Genomic DNA, 17,222 nt, shown 5'->3' on the forward strand with positions numbered 1-17,222 from the left:
TCTGCGCCATCGGCCTCCCACGCGCCGCGCCCGATTCTTCTAGAATCCCAAAAAGGTCGCAGGGCGGCGCGGCGCAAGGCTTGGCCGCGTCCGCCCTGTCACAGGACGGTCATCCACGCAAAAAGGACACGAAAACGATGGACATGGGCATCGCAGGACGCACCGCGCTGGTATGCGCGGCCAGCAAGGGACTCGGGCGCGGTTGCGCCGAGGCGCTCGCCGCCGAAGGCGTCAACGTCACGATCGTCGCGCGCACCGCGCAGACGCTGGAGGAAACCGCCGCGCATATCCGCAAGAGCACCGGCGTGGACGTCAAGGCAGTGGCCTGCGACATCACTACGGAAGCGGGCCGCGCCGCCGCGCTCGCCGCTTGCCCGTCGCCGGACATCCTCGTGAACAATGCGGGCGGCCCGCCGCCGGGCGACTTCCGCAAGTACACGCACGAGGCGTGGATCGCGGCGCTCGAAGCCAACATGCTCACGCCGATCGCGCTGATCCAGTCCACCATCGACGACATGATCGCGCGCGGCTTCGGGCGCATCGTCAACATCACGAGTTCCTCGGTGAAGGCGCCGATCGATGTGCTCGGCCTCTCGAACGGCGCTCGCTCGGGCCTCACGGGCTTCGTCGCGGGCGTGGCGCGCCAGGTCGCCGCCACCGGCGTCACGATCAACAGCCTGCTGCCGGGCGCGTTCGACACCGACCGCATCCAGGCCACCATCGTCGCGCAGGCGAAGGCGAGCCAAATTTCGGAAGAGGAAGCGCGCACGCGCCGCATGAAGACGATTCCGGCCGGACGTTTCGGCACGTCCGAGGAATTCGGGCGCGCCTGCGCGTTCCTGTGCAGCGTGCACGCGGGCTATATCACCGGGCAGAACTGGCTGATCGACGGCGGGGCTTATCCGGGCACCTATTGAGTCAGCGCTGGGCAGATGCGGCGCCCCTGGCGCCGCATCACGACACGCATCACGAACGTACGCAAACCACACGTCAAGGAGACTAACGCCATGCCAACCCGCGTCGCACTGATCGCGCACGACCACAAGAAGGAAGACATCGTCAAGCTCGCGAGCGAGTACGTCGATACGTTGCGCCACTGCGAGATCATCGCGACCGGCACGACCGGCTCGCGCATCGAAGCCGCAACGGGCCTGAACGTCGAGCGCATGCTTTCTGGCCCGCACGGCGGCGACCTGCAGATCGGCGCGCGGCTTGCGGAAGGCAACGTCGACATCGTGATCTTCCTGCGCGACCCGATGACGCCGCAGCCGCACGAACCCGACATCAACGCGCTCGTGCGCGCGTGCGACGTGCACGACGTGCCGTGCGCGACGAATATCTCGACGGCGCGCATGCTCCTCGACGTGCTCACGCTGCGCCAGAAAAACGCGGTCTGAAGCGCGCGGGCGGGATGCGCCATGCAGGTAGGCAACAATTAGCCAGGCGGTAGGCAACAGCCAGGACAACACCAAGGAGGCGTGATGACCAAGGCAATCCGATACGACAAAACAGGCGGCCCCGAAGTGATGAAGTGGGTGGACGTCGACGTGGGCGAGCCGGGCGAGGGCGAGGTGCGGCTGCGCCAAAGCGCGTGCGGCCTCAATTACATCGACGTGTATTTCCGCACCGGGCTCTATCCGCAGCCGCTGCCGGGCGGCCTCGGCATGGAAGCGGCCGGCGAGGTGACGGCTGTGGGAAAAGGCGTGAGCGCGCTGAAGGTGGGCGACCGCGTGGCGTATGTCGGGCGTCCACCGGGCGCCTACGCGCAGGAGCGCGTGCTGCGCGCCGAGCAGGTGATCAAGCTGCCCGACGCGATCAGCGATGAAGCGGCGGCTTCGATCATGCTGCAAGGCCTCACGGCGCAATACCTGCTGCGCCGCACGTATCGCGTGAAGGCCGGCGACACCATCCTCATTCAGGCGGCGGCGGGCGGCGTGGGCCTGCTCGTGTGCCAGTGGGCGAAGGCGCTGGGCGCGACCGTGATCGGCACCGTGGGCTCGGACGAAAAGGCCGCGATCGCGAAGGCGCACGGCTGCGATCATCCGATCGTCTACACGCGCGAGGACTTCACGGCGCGCGTGCGCGAGATCACGAATGGCGCGGGCGTGCCCGTGGTGTACGACTCGATTGGCAAGGACACCTACACGAAATCGCTCGACTGTCTCGCGCCGCTCGGCATGTTCGTGAGCTTCGGCAATGCATCGGGTCCGCTGCCGCCGATCGATTCGTCGGAGTTCGCGGGGCGCGGTTCGCTCTTTTTCACGCGCCCGACGCTCTTCACCTATATCGCGAAGCGCGCCGACTACGAAGCGATGTCCGCCGAACTGTTCGACGTGGTCGCCTCGGGCAAGGTCAAGACGTCGATCAACCAGCGTTATGCGCTCGAGGACGTCGGCCAGGCCCACGCCGATCTCGAAGCGCGCAAGACCACGGGTTCGACTGTCCTGATCCCGTGACGTAGAAGTTGACGCACTGCCGCGCCGCATGGGGCATGCCATCGGCGCGGGCACATTGATTCAACCTTTACGTTCCCTGACTCCGTCATGGAGACCCAAAAGGCGCGCAACGGCAATGTTGTGCGCCTTTTTTCTTTCCGCCCCTGCCGCCGCGCACTTTCGCTCCCGCGTTTACACGTTCTTTATACGGGCGCCAAAACCTTTGATCCGGATTTAATGCCATAGCGGGTAACTTTCAGCCATCCGTCATCCGCGAATGGAGAACACGACAATGGATGTGCTGTATATCGGGGGGCTGGTGGTTTTCGCCGCGCTCACATACGCGTTGATCGCGGGCTGCGAGAAGCTGATGCAGTACCGCCGCGATCAAGGTGCGAAGGGGGTGCGGCCATGACCTGGATCTTCTGGCTATCGGGGGCGGCAACACTGTTGCTGTTCGTTTATCTCGTCCATGCGCTCCTGCGCGCGGAGGATATCGAATGAACGCCAACAATCTGCTCCAGGCGGGGCTTTTCCTCGTCATCCTGCTCGCGCTCGCGGTGCCTGTCTCGGGCTACATGACGCGCGTGCTCGACGGGCGCTCGCGCGTCGTGCGTCTGTTCGCGCCGCTCGAAAACCTGCTCTATCGCATGGCCGGCGTCGATCCGGCCGCCGAGATGAACTGGAAGCGCTATGCGCTCGCCACCATCTCGTTCAACGTGCTCGGCGTGGGCTTTCTTTATGTGCTGCTGCGTATTCAGGGCTGGCTGCCTGGCAACCCGCAGCAGTTCGGCCCGATGACGGTCGACGGCGCGTTCAACACGGCCGTGAGCTTCGTCACCAACACCAACTGGCAGGACTACACGCCCGAGCAAACGGTGAGCTATCTCACGCAGATGCTCGGTCTCACCGTGCAGAACTTCCTTTCGGCGGCGACGGGCATCGTGGTCGTGATCGCGCTGATTCGCGGCTTTGCACGCCACTCGGTGCAGACCATCGGCAACTTCTGGGTCGACCTCACGCGCACGACGCTCTACATCCTCGTGCCGATGTCGGCGATCATCGCCGCGCTTCTGATGAGTCAGGGCATGATCCAGAACTTCAAGGCGTATCAGGACGTGCCGGTGCTGCAAACCACGACCTACGCCGCGCCGAAGCTCGACGCCCAGGGCAACCCGGTGAAGGACGCGAAGGGCAATCCTGAAACCGTCGACACGAAGGTCACGTCGCAAACGCTCGCCATGGGCCCGGTCGCTTCGCAGGTCGCGATCAAGATGCTCGGCACCAACGGCGGTGGCTTCTTCAACGCGAACTCGGCGCATCCGTACGAGAATCCCACGCCGGTGTCGAACGTCATCGAAATGTTGGCGATCCTGATCATTCCGGCCGCTCTGTGTCTCGTGTTCGGTAATGTGGTGGGCGACCGCAGGCAGGGCGTGGCCGTCCTCGCGGTGATGACGGTTGCGTTCGCCGTGGCCGTGGGGGGCGTGCTCTCCGCCGAACAGACGGGCAATCCGATGTTCACCACGCTCAACGTGGACCAGCACGCAAGCGCGCTGCAAGCGGGCGGCAACATGGAAGGCAAGGAAACGCGCTTTGGCATCGCGCAAACGGGCATCTTCGTCGTCGCCACCACGGCGGCCTCGTGCGGCGCCGTGAACGCGGCGCACGACTCGCTCACGCCGCTCGGCGGCCTCGTGCCGATGCTCTTCATCCAGCTCGGTGAGGTGATTTTCGGCGGTGTCGGTTCAGGTCTCTACGGCATGCTCGTGTTCGCGCTGCTCGCGGTGTTCGTGGCGGGGCTCATGATCGGCCGCACGCCCGAATACGTCGGCAAGAAGATCGAGTCGTTCGAGATGAAGATGGTGTCGATCGTCGTGCTGCTCACGCCGTTGCTCGTGCTGCTCGGCACTTCGATCGCCGTGCTCTCCGATGCGGGCAAGGCCGGTATCGCCAATCCGGGCGCACACGGCTTCTCCGAGATCCTGTATGCGTTCAGCTCGGCGGCCAACAACAACGGCAGCGCATTTGCCGGCCTCACCGTGAGCACGCCGTTCTACAACTGGCTGCTCGCCATTGCGATGTGGTTCGGCCGCTTCGGCACGATCATCCCGGTGCTGGCCATCGCGGGGTCGCTTGCGAGCAAGAAGCGCATTGCGGTGACGGGCGGCACGCTGCCCACGCATGGTCCGCTCTTCGTCGTGCTGCTGCTCGGCACGGTGCTGCTGGTCGGTGCGCTCACGTATGTGCCCGCGCTCGCGCTCGGTCCCGGCGTCGAGCATCTGATCATGATGGGCGTGCATTGAACGGGGGCCTTCGCAACATGAGCGAAACGAAAATGAATCAGCATAGTGCAACTCGGTCCATGTTCGATCCGGCGCTGGTGCGTCCGGCTATCGTGGACTCGTTCAGAAAACTCAACCCGCGCACGCAGTTGCGCAACCCGGTGATGTTCTGCGTGTACGTGGGCAGCGTGCTCACGACGATCCTCTGGGTCGCAGCGCTCCTCGGCCAGGCCGAGGCGCCCGCGGGCTTCATCCTCGCGGTCGCGCTCTGGCTGTGGTTCACGGTGCTGTTCGCGAACTTCGCGGAAGCGCTCGCCGAAGGGCGCTCGAAGGCGCAGGCCGCATCGCTGCGCCAGGCCAAGAAAGACGTCATGGCCAAGAAGCTCAACGAGCCGCATCCGAAGGCGCCGATCCGCATCATGACGGCTTCCGATCTGCGCCGCGGCGACGTGGTGCTGGTCGAGACCGGCGACACGATTCCGGCGGACGGCGAAGTGATCGAAGGCGTGGCGTCAGTGGACGAATCGGCCATTACGGGCGAATCGGCGCCGGTGATCCGCGAGTCCGGCGGCGACTTCTCTTCGGTGACGGGCGGCACGCGCGTGCTCTCCGACTGGATCGTCGTGCGCGTCACGGCGAATCCGGGTGAAGCCTTCCTCGACCGCATGATCGCGATGGTCGAAGGCGCGAAGCGCCAGAAGACGCCTAACGAAATCGCGCTCACGATCCTGCTCGTCGCGCTGAGCATCGTGCTGCTGCTCGCCACCGCGACGCTGCTGCCGTTCTCGATGTTCTCGGTCGAAGCCGCGAAGATGGGCCACGTCGTCACGATCACGGCGCTCGTGGCGCTGCTCGTCTGTCTGATTCCGACGACGATTGGCGGTCTGCTTTCGGCAATCGGCGTGGCCGGCATGAGCCGCATGATGCAGGCCAACGTGATCGCGACTTCGGGCCGCGCGGTGGAAGCCGCTGGCGACGTGGACGTACTGCTGCTCGACAAGACCGGCACGATCACGCTCGGCAACCGTCAGGCGTCGATGTTCGTGCCCGCGCCGGGCGTGACCGAGGAAGTGCTCGCGGACGCCGCGCAACTCTCGTCGCTCGCCGATGAAACGCCGGAAGGCCGCAGCATCGTCGTGCTCGCGAAGCAGCGCTTCAACATTCGCCAGCGCGACATGCACTCGCTGCACGCCGTGTTCCTCGCCTTCAGCGCACAAACGCGCATGAGCGGTGTGGACATGCCGGGCCGCGAGATCCGCAAGGGCGCCGCCGACGCCGTGAAGCACTACGTCGAATCCCACGGCGGCCGTTTCCCCGGCGAAGTCGACAACGCCGTGGACGACGTGGCGCGCCGTGGCAGCACGCCGCTCGTGGTGGCCGAAATGCATGACGGCGCCGCACGCGTGCTCGGCGTGATCGAACTGAAGGACGTGGTGAAGGGCGGCATCAAGGAGCGTTTCGCCGAGCTGCGCAAGATGGGCATCAAGACCGTGATGGTGACGGGCGACAATCGCCTGACCGCCGCTGCGATCGCTGCCGAAGCCGGCGTGGACGACTTCCTCGCGCAAGCCACGCCTGAAACCAAGCTCGCAACGATCCGCGAACACCAGGCGCAGGGCAAGCTCGTGGCGATGACGGGCGACGGCACCAACGACGCCCCGGCGCTCGCGCAGGCCGACGTGGCCGTGGCGATGAACACGGGCACGCAGGCCGCGAAGGAAGCGGGCAACATGGTCGACCTCGATTCGAACCCGACCAAGCTCATCGAGATCGTCGAGATCGGCAAGCAGATGCTCATGACGCGCGGCTCGCTCACGACGTTCTCGATCGCCAACGACGTCGCGAAGTACTTCGCGATCATCCCGGCGGCGTTCGCTTCGACGTATCCGCAACTGCGTGTGCTCGACGTCATGCACCTGACTTCGCCGTCGTCGGCGATCCTCTCGGCGGTGATCTTCAACGCGCTCATCATCGTGATGCTGATTCCGCTCGCGCTCAAGGGCGTGAAGTACCGTCCGCTCGGCGCGGCGACGCTGTTGCGCCGCAATCTGTTGATCTACGGGCTCGGCGGCATTCTCCTGCCGTTCCCGTGCATCAAGCTGATCGACATGGTGCTTGCCGCGTTCGGCTGGGTTTGAGTCGCGCAGACAGACACACGGATAGATACATAGGAAGCCAAAATGAAATCGCAGTTTCGTCCTCTGATCGTGATCTTCGCCGTACTGACGGTCATCACCGGCCTCGTGTATCCGGCCGTGATGACCGCGTTCGGCCAGGCCGCGTTCCACCGTCAGGCCAACGGCAGCCTCATTGAAGTCGACGGAAAGGTGGTGGGCAGCGCGCTCATCGGCCAGCAGTTCGACGCGCCCCAGTACTTCTGGGGCCGTCTCTCGGCCACGTCGCCGATGCCGTACAACCCGACGGGGTCGGGCGCCTCGAACCTCGGGCCGACCAATCCGGCGCTCGCCGACGAGCTCAAAGGCCGCATCGCCGCCCTCAAGGCCGCGGGCACCGATGTCTCGCAGCCCATTCCCGTCGACCTCGTGACGTCCTCGGGCAGCGGCCTCGACCCGCAGATCTCGCCGGCCGCCGCCGCGTACCAGGTGGCACGCGTGGCGCAAGCGCGCCACATGAGCGCGAACGATGTGCAGGCGCTCGTGGACCGCTACACGAAGGGCCGTCAGTTTGGCCTGTTCGGCGAGCCGCGCGTGAACGTGCTCGAGCTGAACCTCGCGCTCGACGGCAAAGAGGTTAGCTGAGCGACGACGTAGAGCCGCACCGCACGCTCGACGCCTTGCGCGTCGAGCGTGCGGTTTGCCATTTCCGCGCCACGGTGAGACGATCTTTCGTGCCCCAGGTGCAATCCACGTGAATTCCATTCCGATTTCCGCATGAACCGCCCCGATCCCGACGAACTGCTTGACCGGCTGCAGCGCGACGAAGAAAAACGCCGCCGCGGCAAGCTGAAGATTTTTTTCGGCGCGTCAGCAGGCGTCGGCAAGACCTATGCAATGCTGCAGGCCGCGCGCCGCCGCGCCGAGGAAGGCGTGGATGTGGTGGTCGGCATCGTCGAGACGCATGGCCGCAGCGAGACCGCCGCGCTGACCGCCGGTCTCGACGTCATGCCGCGCCAGCGCATTGCCTACCGCGGGCGCCTGCTCGAAGAATTCGATCTCGACGCGGCGCTCGAGCGCAAGCCGCAACTCGTGCTCGTCGACGAACTCGCGCATTCGAACGTGGCCGGCGCGCGTCACATGAAGCGCTGGCAGGACGTGTACGAGCTGCTCGACGCTGGCATCGACGTCTACACGACCGTCAATGTGCAGCACCTCGAAAGCCTCAACGACGTGGTGGGGCAGATCACGGGCATTCGCGTGTGGGAGACCGTGCCCGACCGCGTGTTCGATCGCGCCGACGAAGTCACGCTCGTCGACCTGCCCGCTGAAGAGCTGCTCGACCGCATGCGCGACGGCAAGGTCTACATGCCGGCACAGGCCGAGCGCGCGGTGCGCAACTTCTTTCGCAAGGGCAACCTGATCGCACTGCGCGAACTGGCGCTGCGCCGCACGGCCGACCGCGTGGACGCGCAGATGCGCGAGTATCGCGCCGACCGCTCGATCCAGCATGTCTGGCAGGCGCGCGAGCGCCTGCTCGTCTGCGTGGGGCCGGGGCCCGAGGCGAACGCGCTGGTGCGCGCTGCCGCGCGGCTCGCCGCGAGCCTGAAGGCCGACTGGATCGCCGTGTATGTGGAGACGCCGAAGCTCCAGCGTCTGCCCGATGCGACGCGCGAGCGCACGCTCGGCGCGCTCAAGCTCGCCTCCGAACTCGGCGCCGAAACGACGACGCTCGCGGGCGAGGACGCCGCGACGACACTTGTGGGCTATGCGCGGCTGCGCAATGTGTCGAAGCTCGTGGCGGGCGGCTCGTTGCGCACGGGCTTTTCGCGCTGGGTGAAGCGCCCGTTCGGCGAGCGCCTCGCTGAAAAAGCCGGTGACGTCGATCTCACGCTCGTGCGCGCGAGCGCGGGCGACGCGGTGCGCTCGGGCAGCGAGCCCAACGCGGTGAGCGCCGCAACGCGCGCCGCCAACGCATGGCGCGAGGCGCTCGCGGTGGGCGGCGCCGAGCGCTCGCCGCCGCGTGCGTACGCGGCCGCGCTCGTGATCTGCGCGTGCGTGACGCTCATCGCGAGCCAGCTGATCGACCGCATCGACCTTGCGAATCTCGTCATGCTGTATCTGCTCGGCGTGATTTTCGCGGCGACGAAGCTCGGGCGCGGACCGGGCGTCATGCTCTCATTTGCGAGCGTGGCGGCGTACGACTTTTTCTTCGTGCCGCCGCGCATGTCGTTTTCGGTGACGGACACGCAATATCTGCTGACCTTCGTCGGCATGCTGCTCACTTCGCTCGTCATTAGCCATCTCACGTCGAGCCTGCGCCGCGAGGCGAGCGTCGCGCAGCGGCGCGAGCAGCGCACGGGCGCGATGTACGCGATGGCGCGCGAGCTGGCCGCCGCGCTGACCACGGAGCAGATCGTGGCGATCGGCAGCCGTCACGTGAGCGAGGTGTTCGGCGCGCGCGTGGCGCTGCTGTTGCCCGACAGCGCCGACAAGGTGCAGCAGAAGATCGAGGATCCCGATCCGAAGATCATGCTCGACGCCGAAACCCTCGACATCGACGTCGGCCAGTGGGTGTACGACCAGCAAAAGCCCGCTGGCAACGGCACCGACACGCTGCCGGCCGCGGTTGCGCGCTACCTGCCGCTCAAGGCGCCGATGCGCACGCGCGGCGTGCTCGCGGTCGTCACGCGTGACGCGCGCGAGCTGCAGGTGCCCGAGCAGCAGCGCATGCTCGACGCGTTCGCCGCGCAGATCGCGCTCGCGCTCGAGCGCGTGCACTATGTGGACATCGCGCGCGACGCGCTCGTCAACATGGAGTCGGAGCGGCTGCGCAACTCGCTGCTCTCGGCCATTTCGCACGACCTGCGCACGCCGCTCACGGCGATCGTCGGCTTCTCGTCGATGCTCGCGCAAACCCATGAGCCTGAGGATGCGCAGGACGCGCGCTCGGGCGAGCTGATCGAGGCGATTCACGACGAGGCGCTGCGCATGACCGGCATCGTCACGAACCTGCTCGACATGGCGCGCCTGCAGGCGGGGAGCCTCAAGCTCAATCGCCAGTGGACGCTGCTCGAGGAAACCGTGGGCGCGGCGCTCGCCGCTTGCCGCCGCGTGCTCGCGCGGCACCCAGTCCAGGTGAAACTGGAAGGGGGCTTGCCGCTGCTGCAGCTCGACGCGGTGCTGATGGAGCGGCTCTTTTCGAACCTGCTGGAGAACGCGGCCAAGTACACGCCCGCCGACACGCCGCTCTCCATCGTGGCGCGCCGCGTGGAGGAGGGCGGCCAGCCGTTCGTGCGCGTCTCGATCGAGGACAACGGGCCGGGCTTGCCGCCCGGCATGGGCGAGCGTGTGTTCGAGAAGTTCACGCGTGGCGAGAAGGAGTCGGCCAAACCCGGCATCGGGCTCGGACTCGCCATCTGCCGGGCGATCGTGGAGGCGCACGGCGGTACAATCGGCGCGGCGAATCGCGTTGCCGCCGACGGTCATGTGGAAGGCGCGACGTTCTGGTTTGCGCTGCCCGTGGAGTCGCCGCCTCCGCTGCCCGCCGATGTGGCCGATGCGTCTGAGGCGCACGAAGCGCTCGAGCCGCTTGAACCGCTCGAGCCGTCTGGCGATGCGCAACGCGCGAGCGCCACTGAACGCGTCATGGGCGAATCGGCCCCACGGATGCCCGGCCCACGGGACACCGCCCCCCAACAAACCGTCGATCCCAAAACCGCAAATGAGTGACCCGAGCATCGCCGTCGTTCTGATCGAAGACGAAAAACAGATTCGCCGATTCGTGCGCGCAACGCTGGAGGGCGAGGGCATCGTCGTGCACGACGCCGAGACCGGCAAGCAGGGTCTCGTCGAGGCCGCGACGCGCAAGCCCGACCTGGTGATCGTCGATCTTGGCCTGCCAGACACCGACGGCCTCGACGTGATCCGCGAACTACGCGGCTGGAGCGATCTGCCCGTGATCGTGCTTTCGGCGCGCACCCAGGAAAGTGAGAAGGTGGCCGCACTCGACGCCGGCGCCGACGACTACCTGACCAAGCCGTTCGGCGTGTCCGAGTTGCTGGCGCGAATCCGGGCGCAACTGCGCAGGCGCAATCGCGGTGGGGCGAACGAGGTGCCACAGGTGAGCTTCGGCGCTGTGAACGTCGACCTCGGGCTGCGCCAGGTGACGCGCGATGGCGCACCCGTGCATCTCACGCCCATCGAGTACCGCCTGCTCGCCACGCTCGTGCGCGACGCCGGGCGCGTGCTGACGCACCGTCAACTGTTGCGCGAGGTGTGGGGGCCATCGCATGTGGAGAGCAGCCATTACCTGCGTATCTACATGGCGCACCTGCGGCAGAAATTGGAGCGCGATCCCGCGCAGCCCGAGCACATCATCACCGAGACGGGCGTGGGGTATCGGCTTGTCGGCGTGCAGTAAGCCCGCGCGGCGCCGGTGCTATAATTACAGTTCTGTAAGGACGGCCTTATAGATTATTTTGTCATCGGGGACGGCCCCATTTTTGAATGGAGCGTTCCCCATGTCCTGGTTTCTTCTTCTCATCGCTGGCCTGCTCGAAGTGGCGTGGGCCGCCGGTCTCAAATCTTCCGAAGGATTCACGCGGCTCTGGCCCTCGGTGTTCACCGTGGTCACCGCGCTGGGCAGCTTTGTCCTGCTCGCCATGGCCATGCGTCAATTGCCGCTCGGTACCGCCTATGCGGTGTGGACGGGCATCGGCGCGGTCGGCGCGTTCGTGTTCGGCATCGTCATGATGGGCGAAGCAGTGAGCGCTGCGCGTGTGGCGAGTGCCGCGCTGATTGTGCTCGGCCTCATCGGCCTCAAGCTTTCTTCGTCCGCCTGATTAAACCCGCTGCGCATACATCGGTCGGGCCCCTTTGCCGCGGCCGCGCAACACCGCTGCGGCGCTGCAGCGAGCGTGGCTATAATGGAACGGTCATAACCCGATAACACTCCGTGCCGCATGGGCGGCGAGCGTGTGCGCACAGCGCCTGCTCTCCCGTTTCGCGCGTGGAGCGCCGGCGCCCCGGCCGCGTCGCGCGAGGAGGCAGCCATGCTGGAACCACTTTCGCTAGCAGCGGGCCTGTCCTGGGGCAGCGGCCTCCGCCTCTATCTCACGGTGCTGATGGCCGGCGTACTGCAACGTCTCGGCCTGATCCATCTGCCCGACACGCTTGCCGTGCTCGCTTCGCCGTGGGTGATCGGCATCGCCGCCGCGCTCACGGTGCTCGAATTCCTCGCCGACAAGATCCCCGCGTTCGATTCGCTCTGGGACGCGGTGCACACCTTCATCCGCATTCCGGCCGGGGCCGTGCTGGCGGCCGGCGCGCTCGGCCATGCCGATCCGGCGCTGCTGACCGTCGCCGCGCTGGCGGGCGGCACGCTTGCGGGCACGGCGCATCTCGCCAAGGCGGGCACGCGCGCGCTCATCAATCTTTCTCCTGAACCGGTGTCGAACGTTGTCACGTCGAGCGCCGAGGACGGCATGACCTTCGTGGGCGTCCTGCTCGCTCTCTTCGTGCCGCTGCTCTTCCTCGTCATGCTCGTGGCGTTCCTGTTGCTTGCTGCCTGGGCGCTGCCGCGCCTGTGGCGCGGCGTGCAGGGCGGTTTTCGCGGCATGGCGACGCACATGGTTTCGCGTCTTTCGCTGCGGGGTCGTCACGATTGAGCGGCGGCGCACCTTCTTCTTCCAACGCAAAGCCTCCGCGCACCGAAGGCGGCCCGGGCTTCGTGCAGGCTGAGCCGCCGGGTGCAAGCGGCGGCGGCCAAGGGGTTCCGCGCGGGCCCGTGGCCGTGCGTACCACCCCAAGCTGGTCCGATCTCGTCCATCTTGCCGCGCGTATGACGGCGCGCGACTGGCGTGCGGGCGAACTCACCATGCTGCTGCTCGCGCTCGTGCTCGCCGTGGCGGCGCTCGCAAGCGTGGGCTTTCTCGCCGACCGCCTGCAGCGCGGTCTCGAACGCGATGCCCGGCGCATGATCGCCGCCGATTTCATCGTGCGCGCCGATCACCCCGTCGATCCCATGTTTGCGCGCGAGGCGCAATCGCTCTCGCTGCGCACGGCGACCACCGCGATCTTTCCGAGCATGGTGAGTGCGGGTGCGCCCCCCGCTGCGGCAACGGCGGGCGCTTCCGCCGCCCCGGGCGCAACGGCCACGCGCCTTGCCGCGGTCAAGGCCGTCTCGGCGGGCTATCCTCTGCGCGGCGCGCTGCGCATCGCCGCGGCGCCGGGTGCGCCCGATCATGCGGCGCAGGGCATTCCGCCGCCCGGCACCGTCTGGGTGGACGACGAACTGCTCGACGCGCTCAAGCTGCATGTTGGCGACACGGTGAAGGTTGGCACGCGCACGTTTACCGTGAATGCGCTCATCACGAAAGAACTCGATCGTGGTTTTTCGTTTGTGAACTTCTCGCCGCGCCTCATGATCCGCACGGACGAAGTCGCGTCGACCGGTCTGCTCGGCTATGGCAGCCGCGTGACCTACCGCCTGCTCGTGGCGGGCGCCGATCCGGCCGTCGCGCAGTTCGCGTCCTGGTCGCGCGCGCGCGTGGATGGCGGAAAGATGCGCGGCGTCGCGCTCGAATCGCTCCAGGACGGCCAACCGCAGGTGCGCCAGACGCTCGATCGCGCGCGCCACTTCCTCACGCTCGTTTCGCTGCTCACGGCGCTGCTCGCCGCAGTGGCGATCGCGATGGCCGCGCATCGCTACACGCGCCGCCATCTCGATGCGTGCGCCGCGATGCGCTGTCTCGGCGCAAGTCAACGCACGCTGCGCACGCTCTTCGTGCTGGAGTTCGCGGGGCTCGGACTCGCGGGCGGTGCGGTTGGCGTCGCGCTGGGCTACGCGGGCCATCTCGCGCTGCTGGCGTGGCTCGGCAATCTCATCGACGTCGTGCTGCCGCAGCCCGGACCGCTGCCCGTGCTCGAAGGCATCGCCGCTGGCCTCGTGTTGCTGCTGGGCTTCGCGCTGCCGCCGCTCTTGCCGCTCACGCGCGTGCCGCCGGTGCGCGTGCTGCGCCGCGAGTGGGGCGATGAAGGGCGTGCCGCGTGGGCGGCTTATGGCGTCGGCATTGCACTCTTTGCTGGGCTGCTCGTGATCGCGGCGGGTGAGTTGAAACTGGGCGGCATCGTCGCTGGCGGTTTCGCGATCGGGCTGCTCGTGTTTGCCTGCGTGGCGCGCGCGGCGCTCTGGTGTGCGGCGCGCGTGGCGCGCAGCGCACGCCTGTCCGGTCAGGCTCGCGCGAGCGTGGGCTGGCGCTATGCGCTGGCGTCGCTCGAGCGTCGGCCGGGCGCAAGCGCGCTGCAGATCACGGCGCTCGCCATCGGCCTCATGTGCCTGTTGCTGATCGCGATGACGCGCAACGACCTCGTCGAGGGCTGGCGCAAGTCCACGCCGCCGGACGCCCCCAACGAGTTCCTCATCGATATCCAGCCCGACCAGCGCGACGCCGTGGCGGCCTGGCTGCGCACGCATGGCATTGCCGGTGCTGCAGATAGCGATCTCCAGCCGATGGTGCGCGGGCGCCTCATCTCGATCAACGGCAAGCCCGTGAATCCCGACTCGTACAAGAGCGAGGACGCGCGCCGCCTCGTGGATCGCGAGTTCAATCTCTCGTACACGACGAAGCTGCCCGACGACAACCGCATCGAGGCGGGCACCTGGTATGGCGATTCGAGCACGCCGCAACTCTCGATCGAGCAGGGCTTGGCAAAGCTCATCAACGTGAAGCCCGGCGACGTGCTCAAGTTCGACGTGACCGGCCTCGAAGTCACGGCGCCCGTGACGAGCGTGCGCAAGCTCGACTGGGGCTCGTTCAAGGTCAACTTCTTCGTGCTGATGCCACCCGGGCTGCTGCGCGATTTTCCGGCGACCTACATCACGAGCTTTCACCTGCCGCCCGGGCAGCGCGAGGTCGTGGACGGTCTCGTGGCCCGCTATCCCAACGTCACCGCGATCGACATCGCGCCGATTCTCGCGCAGATCGAGCGCGTGCTGGAGCAGGTGATCGGCGCGGTGCAGTTCCTTTTTCTCTTTACACTCGCCGCCGGCGTGCTGGTGCTCTACGCGGCGCTCGCGGGCACACGCGACGAGCGCATGCGCGAGTCGGCGCTGCTGCGGGCGCTTGGGGCATCGCACCAGCAGGTGCGCGCGGTGCAGGTGGCCGAATTCGTCTCCGTGGGTGCGCTCGCGGGGCTCCTGGCTGCGATCGGCGCGCAGGCGGTCGGCTCGGTGCTCGCCACGCATGTGTTTCTGTTCTATCTCCCGTTCGATCCCTGGCTGCTGCCGGCTGGCATCGCCGCAGGAGTGCTGTGCGCGGGCGTGGGCGGCTGGATCAGCTTGCGGCACGTGCTCGCGCGGCCGGCGCTGCAGTCGTTGCGCGACGCGTGAGGCGCGGGGCGACAACCCGCCGTCGCGCGCCGCTATGCGAGAATAATCGGTTTGCGGCAGTGCGCTGCCGTCCCTCTTTTTGTCCTGATTCAACCGTATGACCGATCCAGCCGACGAAGCGCCGCAGAAACCCACGGCCTTCGAACTCGTCGGCGGCGAGGCGCGCGTGCGCGAGCTCGTCGACCGTTTCTATGACCTGATGGACCTCGAGGCCGACTTTGCGGGCATTCGCGCGATGCATCCGCAAACGCTCGACGGTTCGCGCGACAAGCTGTTCTGGTTCCTCTGCGGCTGGCTTGGCGGCCCGGACCACTACATCGAGCGCTTCGGTCATCCGCGCTTGCGCGCTCGCCATTTGCCGTTCGCGATCGCCTCGTCCGAGCGCGACCAGTGGCTGCGCTGCATGGCGTGGGCGATGGAAGACGTCGGTCTCGAGGAGCCGCTGCGCGAGCGCCTGCTGCACTCGTTCTTCGACACCGCGGACTGGATGCGCAATCACCCGGGTTGATTCGCGGCGCCCGATTGTGCAGGTCCGTGGGCCGGTACAGTCAGGCGCTCGCGCATCGCGGCCGTCCAGCGGGGTGTTGCACGACACGGCGATAATGCGCTTTTGGCTGGTGAACGCCTGCGCGCGGCCAGCCGTAAGCAAAACAAGGAGACACCCACGATGACGACCACCCGCGCGCTCTTTCGCGAAGACGCCTATCTCACGCAGTGCGAAGCGACCGTGCTTGCCGTTGGCGAGGACGGCGTGCGGCTCGACCAGACCGTGTTCTATCCGCTCGGCGGCGGCCAGGCTGGCGACGCTGGCGCGCTGGTGCTCGCCGACGGCACGCGCATCGAGATTGCCGACACACGCAAGGCGAAGTTCGAAGGCGCGACGCCCGACGACGCGCTGCACGTGCCCGCGCCCGGCCAGGAAGCGCTGCTCGCGCGACTGGCCGCTGGCGAGCGCGTGCGCGCCGAGATCGACTGGGCGCGCCGCCACCGGCACATGCGTCTGCATACGGCGAGCCATCTGATGTGCGCGGTGCTGCCGTACCCCGTGGACGGCTGCAGCATCACGACCGACTATGCGCGCCTCGATTTCGCAACGGTCGAACCGATCGAGCGCGACACGGTGGAGGCGCGGCTCGCCGAACTCGTTTCGGGCGCGCACGCGGTGGCGACCGAATGGATCACCGACGAAGAGATGGCGCAACGCCCCGAACTCGTGCGCACGATGAGCGTGAAGCCGCCGATGGGCCTTGGCCGTGTGCGGCTCTTGCGCATCGAGGGCATTGATTTGCAGCCTTGCGGCGGCACCCACGTGCGTAACACGCAGGAGATCGGCGCGCTGCGCGTGGCGAAGCTCGAGAAGAAGAGCGCGCGCACGCGGCGTCTCGTGCTGGAACTAGCGTAATGGATCTCGACCCACGTGCGCGCGAGGTGCTCGACTTCTGGTTCGGCGCACCGGGTTCGGAGGCGTTTGGTCGCGAGCGCAAGATGTGGTTCCGCAAGAGCGCAGCGTTCGACGCAACGCTGCGCGAGCGCTTCGGCGCGCTGCTCGACGCTGCCTGCGCGGGAGAGCTCGACGCATGGTGCGAGACGCCCGAAGGTGCGCTCGCACTTGTGATCCTGCTCGACCAGTTCTCGCGCAACTGTCATCGCGGCACGCCGCACGCGTTCTCCGCGGACGACAAGGCGCTCGGCGTCGCGCGTGAGATGGTGGCGAGCGGCGCGGATCTGCGCCTGCCCACGTTGCAGCATCGCTCATTCGCCTATCTGCCGTTCGAGCATGCCGAAAATGCCGAAGCGCAGCGCGAATCGCTGCGACTTTTCGGCGAGCTGGCGAAAGATCCTGAAGGCAAGGGCTACTACGACTACGCAGTGCGCCACGCGCAGATCATCGAGCGCTTTGGGCGCTTTCCGCATCGCAATGCGCAACTGGGCCGCGTTTCTACCGACGAAGAAACCGCGTTTCTGCGCGAGCGCGGCTCGTCGTTCTAGCCAAGGC

At 67.0% G+C, this 17,222-nt stretch carries 16 protein-coding genes; all 16 read left to right on the forward strand.

Annotated features, from left to right (window positions below):
- Positions 1-137 precede the first annotated feature (137 nt).
- The 16 genes from L0U83_RS04340 to L0U83_RS04415 all read left to right on the forward strand — a co-directional run bounded on the left by L0U83_RS04340 (position 138) and on the right by L0U83_RS04415 (position 17,215).
- A complete protein-coding gene (locus L0U83_RS04340) occupies positions 138-917 on the forward strand; it encodes an SDR family oxidoreductase (protein ID WP_233880887.1) in 780 nt (259 codons plus the stop codon).
- Between the two features lie 90 nt (positions 918-1,007).
- Positions 1,008-1,397 (forward strand): methylglyoxal synthase, encoded by a 390-nt coding sequence (locus L0U83_RS04345; RefSeq protein WP_233880889.1) that lies wholly within the window; start codon positions 1,008-1,010, stop codon positions 1,395-1,397.
- An 84-nt stretch (positions 1,398-1,481) separates the two neighbouring features.
- The gene (locus tag L0U83_RS04350) at positions 1,482-2,456 is read left to right on the forward strand and encodes a quinone oxidoreductase family protein (RefSeq protein WP_233880891.1); all 975 of its coding nucleotides are present in this window, start codon (positions 1,482-1,484) and stop codon (positions 2,454-2,456) included.
- Between the two features lie 271 nt (positions 2,457-2,727).
- Positions 2,728-2,850, forward strand: coding sequence for a potassium ABC transporter ATPase (locus L0U83_RS04355; RefSeq protein WP_069265305.1), 123 nt, complete (start codon positions 2,728-2,730; stop codon positions 2,848-2,850).
- Positions 2,847-2,939 carry a K(+)-transporting ATPase subunit F gene (gene kdpF, locus L0U83_RS04360; RefSeq protein ID WP_027819619.1) on the forward strand — a complete coding sequence of 31 codons (93 nt, stop codon included), beginning with the start codon at positions 2,847-2,849 and terminating at the stop codon, positions 2,937-2,939. The genes L0U83_RS04355 and kdpF overlap by 4 nt, the downstream gene beginning before the upstream one ends.
- Positions 2,936-4,741 (forward strand): potassium-transporting ATPase subunit KdpA, encoded by a 1,806-nt coding sequence (gene kdpA, locus L0U83_RS04365; protein ID WP_233880893.1) that lies wholly within the window; start codon positions 2,936-2,938, stop codon positions 4,739-4,741. Before kdpF ends, kdpA begins: the two co-directional genes overlap by 4 nt.
- A gap of 32 nt (positions 4,742-4,773) precedes the next feature.
- Positions 4,774-6,858: a potassium-transporting ATPase subunit KdpB gene (gene kdpB / locus L0U83_RS04370; protein WP_233880897.1), complete on the forward strand. Its 2,085-nt coding sequence runs from the start codon at positions 4,774-4,776 to the stop codon at positions 6,856-6,858.
- Between the two features lie 42 nt (positions 6,859-6,900).
- Positions 6,901-7,479 (forward strand): potassium-transporting ATPase subunit KdpC, encoded by a 579-nt coding sequence (gene kdpC, locus L0U83_RS04375; protein ID WP_233880899.1) that lies wholly within the window; start codon positions 6,901-6,903, stop codon positions 7,477-7,479.
- Between the two features lie 132 nt (positions 7,480-7,611).
- Positions 7,612-10,566, forward strand: coding sequence for a DUF4118 domain-containing protein (locus L0U83_RS04380; protein ID WP_233880901.1), 2,955 nt, complete (start codon positions 7,612-7,614; stop codon positions 10,564-10,566).
- Complete coding sequence (kdpE, locus tag L0U83_RS04385; protein WP_233880903.1) at positions 10,559-11,257, forward strand: two-component system response regulator KdpE; 699 nt, start codon at positions 10,559-10,561, stop codon at positions 11,255-11,257. Before L0U83_RS04380 ends, kdpE begins: the two co-directional genes overlap by 8 nt.
- 100 nt (positions 11,258-11,357) lie before the next feature.
- Positions 11,358-11,678 carry a quaternary ammonium compound efflux SMR transporter SugE gene (gene sugE / locus L0U83_RS04390; protein WP_158757368.1) on the forward strand — a complete coding sequence of 107 codons (321 nt, stop codon included), beginning with the start codon at positions 11,358-11,360 and terminating at the stop codon, positions 11,676-11,678.
- Positions 11,679-11,888: 210 nt separating this feature from the next.
- Positions 11,889-12,503 (forward strand): DUF4126 domain-containing protein, encoded by a 615-nt coding sequence (locus tag L0U83_RS04395; protein ID WP_233880906.1) that lies wholly within the window; start codon positions 11,889-11,891, stop codon positions 12,501-12,503.
- A gap of 173 nt (positions 12,504-12,676) precedes the next feature.
- On the forward strand, positions 12,677-15,226 hold the full coding sequence (locus L0U83_RS04400) for an ABC transporter permease (RefSeq protein WP_233883712.1): 2,550 nt from the start codon (positions 12,677-12,679) through the stop codon (positions 15,224-15,226).
- 97 nt (positions 15,227-15,323) lie between these two features.
- Complete coding sequence (locus L0U83_RS04405) at positions 15,324-15,734, forward strand: group II truncated hemoglobin (RefSeq protein ID WP_233880908.1); 411 nt, start codon at positions 15,324-15,326, stop codon at positions 15,732-15,734.
- Between the two features lie 159 nt (positions 15,735-15,893).
- Positions 15,894-16,628: an alanyl-tRNA editing protein gene (locus L0U83_RS04410; RefSeq protein ID WP_233880910.1), complete on the forward strand. Its 735-nt coding sequence runs from the start codon at positions 15,894-15,896 to the stop codon at positions 16,626-16,628.
- Positions 16,628-17,215, forward strand: a complete 588-nt coding sequence (locus L0U83_RS04415) for a DUF924 family protein (RefSeq protein WP_233880912.1) — start codon at positions 16,628-16,630, stop codon at positions 17,213-17,215. The genes L0U83_RS04410 and L0U83_RS04415 overlap by 1 nt, the downstream gene beginning before the upstream one ends.
- Positions 17,216-17,222 lie beyond the last annotated feature (7 nt).

It is taken from the genome of Paraburkholderia flagellata, from assembly GCF_021390645.1.
In the GTDB taxonomy this organism is placed as follows: Bacteria; Pseudomonadota; Gammaproteobacteria; order Burkholderiales; family Burkholderiaceae; genus Paraburkholderia; species Paraburkholderia flagellata.

What these genes read in the sequence shown, in the direction of transcription:
- L0U83_RS04380 (WP_233880901.1), top strand. Translation starts at nt 7,612, where the DNA reads ATGAACCGCCCCGATCCCGACGAACTGCTTGACCGGCTGCAGCGCGAC.
- L0U83_RS04400 (WP_233883712.1), top strand. Translation starts at nt 12,677, where the DNA reads ATGACGGCGCGCGACTGGCGTGCGGGCGAACTCACCATGCTGCTGCTC.
- kdpF (WP_027819619.1), top strand. Translation starts at nt 2,847, where the DNA reads ATGACCTGGATCTTCTGGCTATCGGGGGCGGCAACACTGTTGCTGTTC.
- L0U83_RS04355 (WP_069265305.1), top strand. Translation starts at nt 2,728, where the DNA reads ATGGATGTGCTGTATATCGGGGGGCTGGTGGTTTTCGCCGCGCTCACA.
- L0U83_RS04410 (WP_233880910.1), top strand. Translation starts at nt 15,894, where the DNA reads ATGACGACCACCCGCGCGCTCTTTCGCGAAGACGCCTATCTCACGCAG.
- kdpA (WP_233880893.1), top strand. Translation starts at nt 2,936, where the DNA reads ATGAACGCCAACAATCTGCTCCAGGCGGGGCTTTTCCTCGTCATCCTG.
- sugE (WP_158757368.1), top strand. Translation starts at nt 11,358, where the DNA reads ATGTCCTGGTTTCTTCTTCTCATCGCTGGCCTGCTCGAAGTGGCGTGG.
- L0U83_RS04415 (WP_233880912.1), top strand. Translation starts at nt 16,628, where the DNA reads ATGGATCTCGACCCACGTGCGCGCGAGGTGCTCGACTTCTGGTTCGGC.
- L0U83_RS04405 (WP_233880908.1), top strand. Translation starts at nt 15,324, where the DNA reads ATGACCGATCCAGCCGACGAAGCGCCGCAGAAACCCACGGCCTTCGAA.
- L0U83_RS04340 (WP_233880887.1), top strand. Translation starts at nt 138, where the DNA reads ATGGACATGGGCATCGCAGGACGCACCGCGCTGGTATGCGCGGCCAGC.
- kdpC (WP_233880899.1), top strand. Translation starts at nt 6,901, where the DNA reads ATGAAATCGCAGTTTCGTCCTCTGATCGTGATCTTCGCCGTACTGACG.
- L0U83_RS04345 (WP_233880889.1), top strand. Translation starts at nt 1,008, where the DNA reads ATGCCAACCCGCGTCGCACTGATCGCGCACGACCACAAGAAGGAAGAC.
- L0U83_RS04395 (WP_233880906.1), top strand. Translation starts at nt 11,889, where the DNA reads ATGCTGGAACCACTTTCGCTAGCAGCGGGCCTGTCCTGGGGCAGCGGC.
- kdpE (WP_233880903.1), top strand. Translation starts at nt 10,559, where the DNA reads ATGAGTGACCCGAGCATCGCCGTCGTTCTGATCGAAGACGAAAAACAG.
- kdpB (WP_233880897.1), top strand. Translation starts at nt 4,774, where the DNA reads ATGAATCAGCATAGTGCAACTCGGTCCATGTTCGATCCGGCGCTGGTG.
- L0U83_RS04350 (WP_233880891.1), top strand. Translation starts at nt 1,482, where the DNA reads ATGACCAAGGCAATCCGATACGACAAAACAGGCGGCCCCGAAGTGATG.